This window comes from Desmonostoc muscorum LEGE 12446 (assembly GCF_015207005.2).
Lineage (GTDB): Bacteria > Cyanobacteriota > Cyanobacteriia > Cyanobacteriales > Nostocaceae > Nostoc > Nostoc muscorum.
Window position 1 is genome coordinate 6,019,971 of record NZ_JADEXS020000001.1, and the last position, 16,423, is coordinate 6,036,393.

Consider the following 16,423-nt stretch of genomic DNA (forward strand, 5'->3'; position numbering starts at 1 on the left):
TCATAATCTAAAGGGAACCCCCGGAGGTTTAGATGGATCTAATCATAGAACCTCACGGGATGCGGGAAACTCAGTCCCTTAAGGGTTGAGAGGAAAGCGGCACGAAGAAGCAAAAAAACTGAACGCAGCACTGGCTTTTGAGGATTTGACTAATATTAGACAATCTCTCAATACGAAGCCTAGAAGTAAAATAGAACGTCGTAGAACTAACAATTGGGCGTTCTATCAACTGCGTCTGTTTGTTGGATACAAAGCTAATATCGCTGGCGTGCCAGTGGTATTTGTCCCACCTGCTTACACATCTCAAACCTGTTCGCGTTGCAGACACATTCACCCTATTAAGGGTAAATCTTACCGTAACGGAAAAGTTTTTAAGTGTGGGCATTGCGGATTTGAGCATGATGCTGATATCAACGCGGCTAAAAATATTGCTGCTTTGGGGTTGCCTGTAAGCCAGCCCGAAAGTCCGGGGATGACATGCCAATTGCTTGGACAAATGTCTTTGTTTGGTATGTTTGATCTGGGCTAAAGCTCAGTGGCTTCAGCCCTGAACTGCTTACTGAGTATTTGTCCTGAAAAAATTTTTTCGATGGGTACTTCAACATCCCCAAAAGCTAAAGGAGAAATTGTCCCTTGGCTGTATTCTAATCGAACACAATAGCTTATTCCTTCAGGCTGTCGGAAAACAATTACTTTCTTCGCTTTGACATCGACAACCCAATATTCTAATATGCCTGCTTGAGCATAAATGCGTTGTTTTTCATTCAGATCCTTAGTGAGAGTTGAATCCGAAATTTCAATCAGCCAAAAAATATCCTCACTGAAAGGATGATGCTGACTGTATTGAAACCAAGGAAGTCTAACAACTGCGATATCAGGTTCAGGTTCTGAGTTTGCTAAAGTAATAGGACGAGCTTCACGAATCCAAGCACGATCGTTTAAACGAATTCGTAAATAATTTGCCAGTCCCTCTCCATAAACCGTATGAGACGGACTTTCTGGAGTCATTTCAACAATTTCCCCCGATAAAAGTTCGACATGACGTTCTGCTAAGATATCAGCTTCTATCATGCGATGATAGTCATCAACTGACCACTTAGCTAACGTTTTGAATGATTGAGACATCCTGATTCTTCTGCGTGTTTTAATAATATTATAAAGCTTGCAGGATGGTGAGAAAGCTGAGCTAAAAGTTGAAGATCGAACAGCGATCGCCTTTACACTCGTTTCCTGAATGGTCTAACTTGCACATTAGAAAGCGATCGATAAAACAAATCAACTATTGTCACCACATCTCATATCATGTCCGCTTGATTACTTACTAAACCCGGACAACCCCACCCCGCCAAAGCTGCGCTTTGTCTCCCCTACCCGCAGGCGGGGAGGGGATTAAGGGGTGGGGTGCAATGACTGTGGAAATCATAACTAATTACCCGGACATGATATCATTTCTCTAACTGTCCAATGCGTTTGATTTGTAGCAGATTCCAGTCATCTTCAGAATAGGGCGTGCTAAACCAGGCATCTAATATTTCTTTGGCGATCGCTTCTGTAGTTGCACGTAAACTTAATACTAGGACATTGGCATGATTCCAGATGCGGGCACCCCGCGCCGTCTCAGCATCATGGCACAAAGCAGCACGTATCCCAGAGACTTTGTTGGCCGCAATAGATGCACCAGTACCAGTCCAACAAAAGACAATTCCCTCATCTACTTTCTGAGTTGCTACTGCCAAAGCAACCTTACTACTACTGATAGGCCAATCAACTTCTTGATGATTCTCCACTAGGGAACCGAAAGGTATAACTTCATGCCCACGCCGCTTAAGTTCTTCGAGTACTGTGTCGGTAAGGTTAGTGCGTTCATCACTGCCAATAGCGATTTTCATGCCTTCCCCTCTAAAATTAGCCTGCCATATTGTCTCATCTTACGATAAATAGCGACAGTTAATCACCTTTTAACCGTCGCTACAATTAGGTGAAATCATATTCAAGATGAGGTATCGCTGAATTTGAATATGAAATTCAAAAAGAAACTCTTCTCACCTCCTCCTCTCTGCGACTCTGCGCCTCTGCGTGAGACTAATTCATATCCTCCCCTCACCAACCCCTCGCCCAAATCAACCATCTATGATTGCAGTTCTTGATGCCGTTTTGGTTTAATAAAACGCTCTGTCGTCTCCTTAATCACAATATACAAAATTGGCACTATAAACAAACTCAAAAAAGTAGCAATTAACATGCCGCCAAACACTGCGGTTCCCAAAGATTGACGACTACCTGCTCCTGCACCTGTAGCGACAACCAAGGGGTAAATCCCTAAAAGAGTAGAAAAGCCAGTCATCAAAATTGGGCGTAAACGCTCTTGTGAAGCTTCAATTACGGCTTTGGTAATGGAAAGCCCTTGCTCTCGTAATTGGTTAGCAAATTCCACAATCAAGATACCATTCTTACTAGCCAAACCAATTAACATTAGTAGACCAATTTGACAGTAAACATCATTAGAAAAACCTCGCAACGATTGAGCTATCAGCGCTCCAAAAATAGCTAAGGGAACTGACAACAGAATGATAAAAGGGTCAATGTAGTTTTCGTATTGAGCAGCTAGTACCAAAAATACAAATACCAATCCTAATCCAAAAATCAGAGGCGCTAAGCTGCCAGAATCAATTTCTTCTAATGCAGTTCCTGACCACTCGTAACTAAAATCTGCTGGTAAAACTGCTTTAGCAACTTGTTCCATTGCCTTAATAGCGTCTCCAGAACTAGAGCCGGGAGCTGCGGCACCATTAATTTCAATTGAGCGGAACAGATTATAGTGATTTATCGTTTGCGCTCCCACAGTTGGCGTCACTTTGACTAAGTTACTCAAAGGAATCATTTGATTTTTTTGGGAACGAACGTAGAGTTTCCCAATATCTTTGGGATTAGAACGAAACTGTTGATCTGCTTGGATATAAACGCGATAACTGCGCTGCTGAAGATTGAAATCATTCACATATTGTGAACCCAAAGCAGTTTGTAAAGTACTGAAGACATCATCTATAGAAACTTGCAGTGCTTTGGCTTTATTGCGGTCTACTTCCACAACTAATTGTGGTGTATCTGCGGCAAAGGTACTGAATACAGCTTGTAATCCTGGTGTTTGATTGGCGCGACCAAGTAATTGCCCCATCGACTGCACCAAATTTTCTAAGCCAGTATTACCTCTGCGGTCTTGTAGCTGAAAGACGAAGCCGCCAAAGTTGCCTAAACCCTGAATTGGTGGTGGATTTACCGCAAATATCCTGGCTTCTGGGATGGATGACAATTTACCCTGCAATTTGCCAATTATCGCCTGTACTGATTGATCGGGTTTTGAGCGCTCGTCCCAAGATTTTAAGGTTGTAAATATGATACCGCTGTTAGCGGTGCTACCACTAAAACCAAATCCGCCGATCGCAAAAGTCCCCAGCACTTCAGGAATTTTTAGGATTTCTTTTTCTACTTCGGCAATCACATCGCTGGTATATTGCAGCGAAACGCCTTGGGGTCCTTGGATAATTGTGATGAAATAGCCTTCGTCTTCATCTGGAAGAAAGGCTGTCGGTACTGTGGTGTACAGCCAAGCAGTCATCCCCAAGGAGACGATAAACAACCCAATGATGACGCTTTTGAAGCGGGTGAGAAAATTCAGCGATCGCTTATAGTTATACTGCGCCCAGTCGAGAAACCGATTAATCTGGTCAAAAATCCAACCCAGCCAGCCTGAAGTTCTTTGTCCTTGACGCAGCAGGACCCCACACAAAGAAGGTGTCAAAGTCAAAGCCAAAAAAGTCGAAATCGCAATGGAAAAGGCAATGGTCAGAGCAAATTGCTGATAAAGTGCGCCTGTAGTTCCTGGGAAGAAGGCCACTGGTATAAACACCGCCATCAACACCAGTGAAGTTGCAATCACCGCCCCAAGCAGTTCCGCCATTGATTCGCTAGCGGCTCGGCGAGGACTTATACCTTTATCCTTAATAAAGCGGCTAATTTGCTCCACTATCACGATCGCATCGTCTACCACCATCCCAGATCCTAAAGTCAGACCAAACAAAGTCAAACTATTAATGGAAAAGTTAAAAACTTTGACGAATACAAATGTCCCAATTAAGGAAAGTGGAATTGTCAACGCTGGAATTAAGGTAGTTCGCCAGTCTTGCAAAAACACAAAAATTACAAGTACAACCAGCACCACTGATTCAATCAGAGTCTTGACCACTTCTGCCATCGATTCTTCGACAAACATCGTGGTGTCAAAAGCTACCTGATATTTCATTCCTGGGGGAAAACTCGGAGCCAATCGTGCAATTTCGTCTTTGACTCCCTTGGCTACATCCAAGGCATTACTACCAGGAACCTGATAAATCCCTAAACCGATCGCATCTTTGCCACGAAATCGCAGAAATGTATTGTAATTTTCTGCACCTAGTTCTGCTCTGCCGACATCTTTGAGCTTAACTAATGTGCCATCATCTTCTGTTCTCAGGACAATTTCGCCAAATTCTCCTGGTTCTGTTAATCGGCTGGAAGCACGCACATCAAGTTGATATCTTTGTCCTTCAGGAGCCGGTTCTTGTCCAATTCTTCCTGCACCCACTTGAAGGTTTTGTTCCGATAAGGCATTTGCCACATCCTGAGTTGTTAATCCCCGACTAGCAAGCCGACTCGGATCTAACCACAAGCGCATGGCGTAGCGGCGTTCGCCAAAAACTTGGGCATTACTGACACCTTTGACTCTTTTTAAGGCATCTGCTAAGTAAAGGTCAGCATAGTTGCTTAAGAATATATTGTCGTATTCATTATTTTCCGCGAATAAACCAATTGCTAAGAGAATGTTGCTAGACTCTTTTGATACTCGCACTCCCGTGCGTTGCACCGACTCTGGTAATTGCGGTTGGGCAATAGAAACACGATTTTGCACATCCACCGCCGCAATATCTTTATTCCGCGATGAATCAAAGGTGGCTGTAATGGTACTGGTGCCATCATTACTGCTGCTGGATGTGAGATATCTCAGTCCCTCAACCCCGTTGATTTGCCTTTCTAAGATATTGGTAACACCGCTTTCTACAACTTCAGCACTAGCTCCGCTGTAGTTGGAAGTGACACTGATTTGAGTGGGACTAATTTCTGGGAACCTGGCGATCGGGAGTGTTGCAATACTGATTAATCCTATTAAAAGGATAAGAATGGCGCAGACCGATGCAAAGATTGGCCGCTTAATAAAAAAGTCAACAAACATAGTTTAGAAAATGGGCATTGGGTATTTGGCATTGGGCATGGGGCATTGGGCATTGGGCGTGGGAAGAAGCAGGGGGGCAGGGGGCGGGGGGCAGAGGGGAAGATTTTCTCCCCTGCTCCTCATCTCCCTCATCTCCCTCATCCCTCTCATCCCCCTCATCTCCCCCACTCCCCTCTTGTCCTAAAAATTCCGACTACCGACTGTTTCAGGTGCAGGAGTGATGGGGGCGCCATTGGTGAGGTTGAGAATACCTGAAACAACAATTTTGTCGCCAGGTTTTAGTCCTTCCATAACTTGATAATTATTGCCCTCAATAACTCCCAACTTCACGGGCTTTTGCTGAGCCACCAATTTTGGCGCTCCGGGTTTCGAGTTTTCTGCTGGCGCTTCAGCCACAAAGACAAATGTCTCGCCACCCAGGCGAGATACTGCTGTCACTGGAATTAAAATTCCTGGGCGTTCCTCCCAGATTACTTTGGTTTGTACTGACTGGCGATTAAGCAGTTGTCTTCTAGAATTGCCAAAGTTGGCTTTAGCCAAAACTGTTTGGGAATCTAAACTGGCATCTGGGGAGATGAAACTGACTTTACCTGTGGCTATGGCTTTGCCTTGGGTATCGAGCATTTGCACGGGTAATCCCAAACGCAACTTTTTGGCTTCTTCTACGGGAACGGCAATATTCAGTTCTAATGAATCATTCCTAGTTAGTGTAGTGAGCTGATCTGCTTTTTCTACGTAATCTCCGACTTTTGTGGGAATATCACCAACAATGCCAGTAAAAGGAGCTAGGACTTTTGTGTATTGCAGTTGGATTTGGGCAGCTTGGACTTGACCGGCTGCTTGAGTGACTTGCGATCGCGCTTGGGCAATTTCTTCTGGGCGAGAACCATTTTCCAGTTGTCTTAAGTTCTGTTGCTGTTGTTCTACAGCAGCAGCTAGCTCATTGATACTAGAATTTCTGCTCTTTTTGAGTTGGTCTAAACGCTTCTGGGCTACTACAAGGGCAGCTTCAGCACTTTGCTGTTCTTTGAGATATCCATCTAAAGTATCTTGGGAAACAGCGCCCTCTTTTCTCAATTGGTCGTATCGCTTAGCTCGTGATTGGGCTAGTTCTAGATCTGATTTAGCTGAATCAATTTGAGCCTCAGCCTGAGCAATTTCTTCTGGTTGCGCTCCTGCTTGGGCATCTTTGAGACGAGCTTGGGCTTGGGCTAACTGCGCTCTGGCTTGGGCAACTTCTTCAGAGCGCGTACCTGCTTTCAGTTCAGCAAGACGCGCCTGGGCTTGTTGGAGTGCGCCTCTAGCTTGTAATAACTGGGCTTGGGCATTATCGCTTTCCAAGGTCAGAATAACTTGCCCTTGTTGCACTCGGTTGCCCTCTTTGATGAAAATTTGGGTAATTCGTCCTTCAATTTGTGGCTTAATCATTACCGAGCGTGGAGCTTCTAAGGAGCCAAGAAACTGGGAACTTTGTTGCGTAGTTTCTGTCTCTACAGTTGCTAGCTTTACGGGAATCGCCATAGGTTGACGAGCAGCCGCCTGATTACCCGATGCTCCATTGCTAGCACTGCTAGTTTGCCACCAGCGCCAACCAAAACCAACACCTGCTATGAATAGAATAATTCCCAACAGCAGAGGCCAACGTCGCTTTCGAGGTGGCTTGGGCGATCGCTCTGGCAACGATCCGGACTCTTGACTGGAATCATTAACAGTAGGCTGTTCTATTTCAACAGGAAAGGAAGATTCAGGGAACTCAGAATGGGACATTTTCGTTTTCTCGTCTTGTGGATTTAGACTTGAGCAATCTTACTTACGTCAACGAAGAGGAGGGTATTGGGAGTGTGGGAGGTGTAGGAGGTGTGGGAAGCATAAATTCTCTTTCTCCCCACACTCCCCACACTCCCCCATCTCCCTCATCTCCCTCATCTCCCCTGTACTCGATCTCTGCTTCTGGGGCAAAGCAACATATCCGCAAAATCATGCAAAGATGGTTTCAAATCAATATCTGAGCGCACTGTAATCTTCTCCTCACCCTTGTTTTAGTACACAACCAGCTGTTCAACCAGCAATTTCTCAGTCTCGTATCAAGTCGGACGTGCAACCTGATGCTAGGTTTTTCATTAGTGTTTGCAAGCGCTTGCTTGCATATGTGTGTAAGTATTAGGTTGCATTATAACTACATAGTAAAGAAGATTGGTGATGCTAAAAATGAGTTTACCGCTCTTAAGTATTACTGAATATTGGTCTCAAGGAAGAAAAGGGTAGCGATCGCTAAATTAATTCAGACCTACTAACCAAGATTGGGAGTTCCATTGATTTATCCTCACCAAGAAAGAAACACAATCAGTGTTTTTTATAGTGTTATTGATCTAGAATCGTCTTTCTAATCGATTTCAACTTCCTACACTTAGGTCACCCGATCGGGTGATTTATTTTTTCCTCATTGGGGCTTTGTCTGTCGAGTGGGGAGTGTGGGGAGATGGGGGAGTGTGGGGAGTGTGGGGAGATGGGGGAGTGTGGGGAGTGTGGGGAGAAAGAGAAGTTATACTTCCCACACCTCCCACACCTCCCCCTCCTCCCACACTCTCCATACCCTTCAACCATCCACAACAGATTTCTTGGAATGCAATTTTGGTAAAATCCCCCCGATTGATTGTTGATTGGTAACAATCTGAGATAACAGCCACTCATAGCGATCAAGTGCTTGCTCTAAGGAATAGTTTGCTTCGGCGAACTGTCTACCTGTGTGACCTAGCTTTGCTGCTAGAGTCGGATTGGTATATAAATCTTTTACTGCATCTGCTAAAGCATGGGGTGATTCTGGCTCCACAATGATGCCACCACCACTAAGTGCGATCGCTCTAGCAGCAGTACCACTGGCCGGAACTGAACCCACAATCGGGCGACCACTCGCCAGCAGGAGTGGTATTTTTGAAGGCATATTGAACGAAATAACATTGTGTTTTTGTACAATCAGCCCCACATCTGATGCTGCTAGCATTTCTGGTAATTCTTCTCGCGGCTGCAAAGGTAGCAGCAAGACATTATCCGCTCCATTTAATAGACAATATTCTTGCAACCTTTGCAACGCTCTTGATTCACCAACAATCACAAAAACAATATCTTTAATCTGACGCAAGCAAGCTGCTCCTTGTATAACTGTCTCTAAACCTTGTGTGAGCGCAATGTTTCCGGAATAAAGTACTACAAATTTCCCATCTAGTTGATGTCTAGATATCCAGGAGTTATTATTTTTTGATAAAGGGCGAATGAAATTTATATTCACCCAATTGGGAATACAAACAATTTTATTAACAGGTACTCCCTTATTCACTAAATTCTCAGTAAACCCATCGGCAATGACGCTAATTGTGTGTGCAGTCCGATATGCAAATTTCTCTAAGGCTGCAAGAATTCGGATCATCCACTTGTTTTTCAGTAGCCCAATACGCACGGCAGCTTCTGGTAAAATATCTTGCACATTCAGAACTAGTGGGCAATTGTATAAACAACTAAGTATTGTTGCTGGTAAAATACCTAGTAGAGGCGGAACTGTTAAAATAATCGCATCTGGACGTTCCCCTTTAAAAGCTTGCGGTAAGCTGGTGAAAACAAAACTCAACTCCAATAACAGCCGATCTACGATATTGGGTTTAGACTTAATTCGTACGTAACTTCGTTGGATTGTGACGCCGTTTTTTTGTTCAGTAACGTACCACTTACCCCGATATTCATCGTAAATCTGGCGCTCAGGATAGTTGGGCATTGCAGTGATCACTCGCACTTCATGACCTCGCTTTACTAGTCCTTCTGCCAATTCGGTCATTAAGGGAGCAATTCCAATCGGCTCTGGATAATAGTTGTAGGAATAGATCAGAATGTGCATGAGCTATTTGTGAAGTTTGTAAAGACAGCCACAGATGAGTGGATTGATTGCTAATTCCAGTAGGGGCTGCTACTTTGTATTATTTAATTTAGGTTGTGAACAGGTTATGATTTTTTTAAATCATAATTGCAATCAATACTCTTAATAAATTTTCTATGTGGATTTTAACAGTTATTAGTTATCAATTATTAGTTTTTTGGCTTGGATAAAGTCTCTCCAGCAGACACTAAAAAGTTACGATTATTCATTAATAAATGTTTACTGTTAACTGAATTTAAGTCACTGTCTATACGCATGATAACCGTTTATTCATCTAAAAGGGAATTTAATGCTTAATTTTACACTTAGGGGATTGTAGCATTATATTTAATCTCGTGTATGAAGCCTACATTCCGCCTTTTAAACTGGCACATGAAGTATTTTTAACCAAGTCATCAGTATTGCATTCTTTGGGAAGCATCCAATTTTTTCAGTAGTTTAAAGGCACTAACTTTAACACTGGTTTCTTGACTAGTTTCGTGTTTGAAGCTGTTACCAAAGAAAAAACTGCCATACTTTGCAGCATCACTTTGGTAGTTAAACTTGAAATCAACACCTTGAGCTAGGTTCTTAGCATTAGCAGAGATGCCTCCGGTTTTTGTTAGTCTACACAAAGCTAAAAGAGTCTTGATTGCTGTGTTAGAGGCGATTTTAGCAAAAACTTTTGATTGCGTAGGCGTGCGTAGCCCACCGCACGTATCGCCCCAATATTCACGTAAGTATTGTAGCAATGCCTGGTTTTTGCTAGCCTACGCAAACTAGCTGATAAGGCTCAATGATAGATTCATTGGTTCACTGAACTATTGGAGTTAGAATAGAAATTCATTAAACTAACATTTGGCAACCTCGAACTAGGATGCTCTACTTTCTAGCAAGAGGCTTGCTTTTTCTTCAGAGTTGAACCTACGCCTAACATGGCAAATGCCAGTAAAACCAGGATGGAAGCAGGTTCAGGAACTTTGGATACCTGAATAGAACCAGAATTGTCATCTAGTGTTATTGATGTTCCCTGTTGGTTGACATCCTGACGTAATCGTAAAGATTCGCCAACGGTTCCAGAAAAGAAGTTTTCTCCGATTACACCTGTTCCTCCTCCTATATTTAGGGGACCAAACAATGTATGAGTGGAAATATCAAAGTTGAAATTGAAGAAGGTAGATTGGGACACCCCACCACTAACTGTGTTATAAGTTCCCAGAAGGTTTTGAGATGGGTCTAAGAAAGAGACACTCAAGGATTGTAAAGAGTTGGTTGCTCCACTACCAGTTTCTGTAATAATGATAGGCGCTGTAGTTTCGTCGTAGCTAAATGAACCTATTGCTGAATAACCAGCATCACCTAGCCATTTAAAGTTGAAATCAATAGCTTGAGCTGGATTGTTAGCACCAGCAGCGATCGCAACACTTAGAGCTGCGCTGGTTGCTGTGGTAGCAGCGATTTTGGCGAAAATATTTTTCATGGTCATAACTCTAAAATTAATTGCCATGATGCAAATATCAATACATCAGTCTTTCTTAACTTTACGATAGAAATATGTATAGGTAAATACAGCATAAAAATACGGTGTTAAATTTAATAAATCAATGAAGATAAACATTTATATTGTGAAGTTTTGGAGAAAATGCCAAATCTATCTAACAAACCCAAGCTCAACTTTTTGAACTTCGTATGACTAGAAGCCACGCGATCGCGACTCGCGGACTTGCTAGAGTTTTGATTCTGATTTCTGGATTCTGAATTCTTCTTCAACAATGTTAGGACTTACGCATTGACAAGAAAGACAAAATATGAATCATTTGAAAAACCCCACATCCGTCGTAGGGGCACAGCATTGCTGTGCCCCTACAGTGTAGGTCTATTTCCCATCAAAAAATGATTAGTAAAAACTTGAAACTACGTATTTATGTTGACGCACAAGATGATTCTTTTGTACAGTGCGTAAGTTCTAAATGTGAAATTTTTCCCGGAAGCTCCCCCCAACCCATACCTGTCGCTCTTACGTGGAAACCCAAAACACCGCGATCGCTCCCCTTCAAAAGGCTTGCTCTAATTCCCTTTTTTTTAAGGCTACGGTGCTGTAGACAAGTCGAGAAAAGGTCTATTTCCTCGTTCCCATGTCTACATGGGAACGAGGAAATAAGGATTCATTAAACTAAACTTGGCAACCTCGAACTAGGATGCCCTACTTTCTAACAAGAGGCTTGCTTTTTCTTCAGAGTTGTACCTACGCCCAACATGCCAAATGCTAGTAAACCCAACATAGAAGCAGGTTCAGGAACTTTGGTTACGTCAATAGAACCAGAATTTTGATCTAATGTTCTAAATTGTGATATTTGATCGATATCCTGACGTAAGAACAAAGAGTCGCCAACGGTTCCCTGGAAATAATATTCTCCGATTATACCCGTTCCTCCTGCTACATCAAAGCGCCCAAACAATTTCTGAGTGGAACTATCAAAGTTGAAAGAGAAGAAATCAGATTCTGACACACCACCACTAACGGTGTTGTAAGTTCCCAGAAGGTTTTGAGACGGGTCTAAGAAAGAGACGCTCAAGGATTCTAAAAAGTCGGTGGCTCCACCACCACTTTCTGTAATAATCGTAGGTGCTGTAGTTTCGTCGTAGCTAAATGAACCTACTGCTGAATAACCAGCATTACCTAGCCATTTAAAGTTGAAATCAATAGCTTGAGCTGGGTCGTTAGCACCAGCAGCGATCGCAACACTGAGAGCCGCGCTGGTTGCTGTGGTAGCAGCAATTTTGGCGAAAATATTTTTCATGGTCATAACTCCAAAATTAATTGCCATAATGCATATATCAATACATCAGACATCATTAACTTTACGATAGAAATATGTATAGGTAAATACTGCATGAAAATACGGTATTAAATATGATAAATCAATGAAGATAAACATTTATATTGTGAAGTTTTGGAGAAAAGGCGATTCCATTGTAGGGTAGCACAGCTGTGCTACCCTACAAATCTACAAATAATTTGGGATAATTTATTTTTTGCAAATCCCTTAAAAGCAGCACAGACAGCGACTTTTTTCACAATACAGCGTTCTCTAGCCATTATTCAACCTGGCGATCGCTTCACAATTTCTACTGGAAATTACATCACCTCACTTAGAGAAGACTGCAACAACTGTCGCATAGATGTAGCCTGCTTTTTCGCAACCTTTGAAATTAACTTTGTAACTCACGCAACATCCTTGTTTATTTACCTGTTCTCTTTCGTTTGTTGATTTTATTTTTAATCATCCAAGCGTGGTTTTACTTTTTCTGCCACTGTCTCTATGGTAGACCGTTGCACTTTGTGATGAAAAAGGCAAAATCTTTAACATTTCTATGCAATTGAGTTGAGCGATCGCTTACAGCCTCTCATTATAGATTGTTCGCCGATCTTCAGGTGTCAAAGCAAGCAAAGAACGTCTCAAACTAAAAATCACGAATCATCGCCTGAGAATAACTGGTGACATGACTCCGAGGCTTTAGCCTCGGAGCATCTAAGAATCACTTCTTAGATTTCTTGGTTTTTCCCTTGCGGGGTTTCGACACTTGCCTAGATTGAGTTTCCTCAACCCCTGGTAGACCGTCTGCACAAGCGCTTTCGATTCCGACGTGTCCCGCCGTACTAATGAGGGCTATCCCTCTATTTCTAATTACTTGACCACTAGCAACATCACGATCTGTTTTGTATCCGCAAAAGCGACAATGATGTACTCTAACACTCAATTCTTTTCTAACTTCTGCACCACACTCAGGACATTCAAGAGATGTCCCTCTAGCACTAACTTCACCGAAGAATTTACCACGTTTCCAACAAACATACTTGGTAATAGTTCGGAACTGTCCAAACCCAGATAAGAGCATTTGTTTGCCAAGTATACCCTGATTCAGAGTGCGGTAATCTAAGTCTTCCATAAAGACCATATCGCCAGCATCACAAAGGGCATGAGCTTGCTTGAAGTGGAAATCCTTACGGGTGTTGTCAATCGTGTGGTGAAGTCTAGCAACCTTAATCCTTTGTTTCTCGTAATTTAAAGAGCGCTTGTTTTTTCTAGAAAGTCTGCGTTGCAGCAATTTCAGCTTGCTTTGCATCACTTTCAGAAATTTGGGCGAAATTACTCGAACACCATCGCTAGTTGCCAAAAACTTTTCTATTCCCACATCTACCCCAATTGGATGTCCATGTGGCATCGGGTCGGGAACATTCACATTGCACTGAATGTTGATAGAAGCATACCAAATATCCGCTTTGTTAATTATCCGTACTTGTTTAACTACAAAACCGTTTGGGATTGGGCGATGCAAATTAATTGGAATCAACCCAAGCTTGGGCAATGCAATGTGTAACCCTTGTACTGGATTGTGTTTAAATTGCGGAAACAACAAAGATTTGAATTGCCCAAACTTTTTGAATCTTGGGAACCCATGCCCAATTTTTTGAAATCCTTCCCAGGCTCGATGCAATTGCTTGATTGCCTGTTGCAAAACTTGACTTGGCACTTGAGTCAATCGCGGAAATACCTTTTTAGCGTTTGGCAGGGCATTAAGCTGTTTCACCTCACTCGGAAAGCTCAAATCAGCCGCCATGATATACTCATGACTAATCGAGCATCTGTCAACCATGCATTTCCGGCTATTGCACCAATCTTTAATTTCTCGCAGCCCGTAGTTATAGGCAACGCGACAAATATCCATCCACTCAAAAAGCGACTGTTTTTGAGTGATGTTTGGGTAGATTCGATAGCGGTAATTCATGGTTAACATTTCACTATTAAAACACAATTTACTGGAGAATGTAACTCTAGTAAATTAAAGCCGTGCTAGAAGCACGGGGTCTTAAACCCAATTTTCTGATAAAGTTGAGCTACGCAAAGTTGAAAACAGTGACCTATGCCTGCGTTTTTATTAGAAATTGGTACAGAAGAACTACCTGCAAGTTTTCTCAGTGATGCCTTAGTGCAATGGCAAGAGCGCATTCCCCGGAGTTTGGAAGCAAATAGCCTCAAGGGCGAAAGTGTTGAGGTGTACGGCACTCCCCGGCGTTTGGCGGTATTGATTAAAGGTCTACCATCTCAGCAACCAGACCGAGAAGAAGAAATTAAAGGGCCTCCCGCCCAAGCCGCCTTTAAAGATGGTCAGCCGACACCAGCAGCAGTAGGCTTTGCCAAAAAGCAAGGCGTGGAAGTAGATGCGCTGTCTGTTCGCCCCACTGACAAAGGGGATTTTGTGTTTGTGCAAAAAAGAATTCCCGGTCGTCCGGTGGCGGAAATTTTGACAGAACTTTTTCCCCAGTGGATTTGGGGCTTGGAAGGTAAGCGATTGATGCGTTGGGGTGATGGCGATGCGAGGTTTTCTCGACCAATTCGCTGGCTGGTGGCTTTGTTAGATGATACGGTGCTGCCTTTAGAGTTGGTGAATGGTTCTAAAAGGATTCAGAGCGATCGCATTTCCCAAGGTCATCGCGTCTTACATCCTGAATCTGTAACAATTGCCCAAGCTACAGATTATGTTACCACCCTCAAATCTGCCTTTGTTACCGTTGACCCAGCAGAACGGGCAAATTTAATCACAGAACAAGTAAATACAGTAGCAGAAAAGTTAGGTGGACATACAGTAATTTACCCTGATTTGCTAAAAGAAGTAACCAACCTGGTAGAATATCCCTCCGCAGTTGTCGGTAAATTTGAACCAGAATTTTTAGAATTACCGACTGAGGTAGTTACAGAAGTTATGGTTACTCACCAGCGTTACTTTCCTGTATTTAAATCAGGTAGTTTAGAACAAGAATTATTGCCGAATTTCATCACCATTTCTAACGCTGATCCCCAAAAATCAGATATTGTTGCCGTGGGTAATGAGCGGGTAATTCGTGCCAGATTAGCTGATGGCAGATTTTTCTACGAAGCTGATTTAACGAAGCCAATAGATAGCTTTTTACCCAAGTTAGAAACAGTCACTTTCCAAGAAGAATTGGGTTCTTTACGTGTCAAGGTAGATAGAGTAGTTAAGATTGCCGAGCAAATAACTAGTCAATTAGAATTAGCAGCAAATCAAAGCCAAAAAATCCACCGTGCTGCTTTATTATGTAAAGCCGATTTGGTCACCCAAATGGTGTATGAATTCCCAGAATTGCAAGGCATTATGGGAGAAAAATATGCCTTAGCCAGTGGTGAAGATAGCGAAGTTGCAAAGGCAATTTTTCAACATTACTTGCCAACGGGAGCCGGTGATAATTTACCTGAAACACTCACAGGTCAAGTAGTCGGTTTAGCGGATAGATTAGATACTTTGGTGAGTATCTTTGGTTTAGGTTTAATTCCTTCCGGTTCTTCCGATCCCTTTGCTTTGCGCCGTGCTGCCAATGCAGTGGTGAAAATTACTTGGTTTGCGAATTTACCAATAAAATTAGATGATTTACTGTTGCAAATAGCCACGAATTTTGCAGCAACATATCAGAAAGATCTGGCATCATTAACCACAGCATTACAAGAATTTTTCTTACAACGTATCCGTACTTTGTTGCAAGAAGAAAAACAGATTGATTATGACTTGGTAAATGCAGTTTTGGGAGAAAACGATCCAGAATATACAGAACGGGCATTAAAGGATTTATTAGATGTACGCGATCGCGCCTTATATCTGCAACAAATTCGTAACAACGGCACTTTAGATAGCATCTATGAAACTGTTAACCGTTCCACACGCTTAGCCGCCCAAGGTGACTTGGATACAAAACAGCTAGAACCCACAGCCGTAATCCGTGAAGAACTATTCCAAAAGCCTTCGGAAGTGGCTTTGTATAACGCCTTAGTTGATTTAGTGCCAGAAACTCAAGCCGCACAAGAAAACAGAAATTATCAACTGTTAGTAGCAGCCTTAACAAAAATTGCTCCCACAGTTAGTAACTTCTTTGACGGACCAGATAGCGTTTTAGTAATGGATTCCGATCCAGAAATTAAGCGTAATCGATTACATCTGTTGGGATTAGTTCGCAATCACGCCCGTGTTTTGGCTGATTTTGGGGCGATCGTCAACAAGTAGGGAGTAGGGAGTGGGGAGTGGGGAGTGTGGGAGGATGGGGAGGTGAGGGAGGTGTGGGACGTGTGGGAGGTTAGGAAGCTTTTTTCTAATCTCCCCACACTTCCCCATCTCCCCACACTTTTGCATCTCCCCACACTCCCCACACTCCCCACTCCCTACTCCCTACTCCCGCCCCA

The 16,423-nt window shown here is 42.8% G+C and carries 11 protein-coding genes; 2 read left to right on the forward strand and 9 right to left on the reverse strand.

Annotated elements, in window-relative coordinates:
* Positions 1–85 precede the first annotated feature (85 nt).
* Entirely contained in the window at positions 86–529 is a 444-nt protein-coding gene (locus IQ276_RS25380; RefSeq protein ID WP_228042980.1) for an RNA-guided endonuclease InsQ/TnpB family protein, read from the forward strand.
* On the opposite strand, the gene IQ276_RS25385 is transcribed toward IQ276_RS25380, so the two are convergent.
* The 9 genes from IQ276_RS25385 to IQ276_RS25425 form a co-directional block, all read right to left on the reverse strand.
* Complete coding sequence (locus tag IQ276_RS25385) at positions 526–1,125, reverse strand: Uma2 family endonuclease (RefSeq protein ID WP_193915883.1); 600 nt, start codon at positions 1,123–1,125, stop codon at positions 526–528. The genes IQ276_RS25380 and IQ276_RS25385 overlap by 4 nt on opposite strands.
* Positions 1,126–1,445: 320 nt before the next feature.
* Positions 1,446–1,889, reverse strand: a complete 444-nt coding sequence (locus IQ276_RS25390; RefSeq protein WP_193923785.1) for an RpiB/LacA/LacB family sugar-phosphate isomerase — start codon at positions 1,887–1,889, stop codon at positions 1,446–1,448.
* Between the two features lie 239 nt (positions 1,890–2,128).
* Positions 2,129–5,266 carry an efflux RND transporter permease subunit gene (locus tag IQ276_RS25395; protein ID WP_193923799.1) on the reverse strand — a complete coding sequence of 1,046 codons (3,138 nt, stop codon included), beginning with the start codon at positions 5,264–5,266 and terminating at the stop codon, positions 2,129–2,131.
* 180 nt (positions 5,267–5,446) lie between these two features.
* Positions 5,447–7,033 (reverse strand): efflux RND transporter periplasmic adaptor subunit, encoded by a 1,587-nt coding sequence (locus IQ276_RS25400; protein WP_235115959.1) that lies wholly within the window; start codon positions 7,031–7,033, stop codon positions 5,447–5,449.
* A gap of 829 nt (positions 7,034–7,862) precedes the next feature.
* Positions 7,863–9,152: a glycosyltransferase family 4 protein gene (locus IQ276_RS25405; RefSeq protein WP_190883892.1), complete on the reverse strand. Its 1,290-nt coding sequence runs from the start codon at positions 9,150–9,152 to the stop codon at positions 7,863–7,865.
* A 434-nt stretch (positions 9,153–9,586) separates the two neighbouring features.
* On the reverse strand, positions 9,587–9,922 hold the full coding sequence (locus IQ276_RS25410) for a hypothetical protein (RefSeq protein ID WP_193919169.1): 336 nt from the start codon (positions 9,920–9,922) through the stop codon (positions 9,587–9,589).
* Positions 9,923–10,059: 137 nt separating this feature from the next.
* Positions 10,060–10,650, reverse strand: coding sequence for a PEP-CTERM sorting domain-containing protein (locus IQ276_RS25415; protein ID WP_193919171.1), 591 nt, complete (start codon positions 10,648–10,650; stop codon positions 10,060–10,062).
* Positions 10,651–11,380: 730 nt separating this feature from the next.
* On the reverse strand, positions 11,381–11,971 hold the full coding sequence (locus IQ276_RS25420) for a PEP-CTERM sorting domain-containing protein (protein WP_193919173.1): 591 nt from the start codon (positions 11,969–11,971) through the stop codon (positions 11,381–11,383).
* Between the two features lie 739 nt (positions 11,972–12,710).
* Positions 12,711–13,961 (reverse strand): RNA-guided endonuclease InsQ/TnpB family protein, encoded by a 1,251-nt coding sequence (locus tag IQ276_RS25425; protein ID WP_228043217.1) that lies wholly within the window; start codon positions 13,959–13,961, stop codon positions 12,711–12,713.
* A 135-nt stretch (positions 13,962–14,096) separates the two neighbouring features.
* On the opposite strand from IQ276_RS25425, the gene glyS reads away from it, so the two are divergent.
* Positions 14,097–16,247 carry a glycine--tRNA ligase subunit beta gene (gene glyS, locus IQ276_RS25430; protein WP_235115960.1) on the forward strand — a complete coding sequence of 717 codons (2,151 nt, stop codon included), beginning with the start codon at positions 14,097–14,099 and terminating at the stop codon, positions 16,245–16,247.
* Positions 16,248–16,423 lie beyond the last annotated feature (176 nt).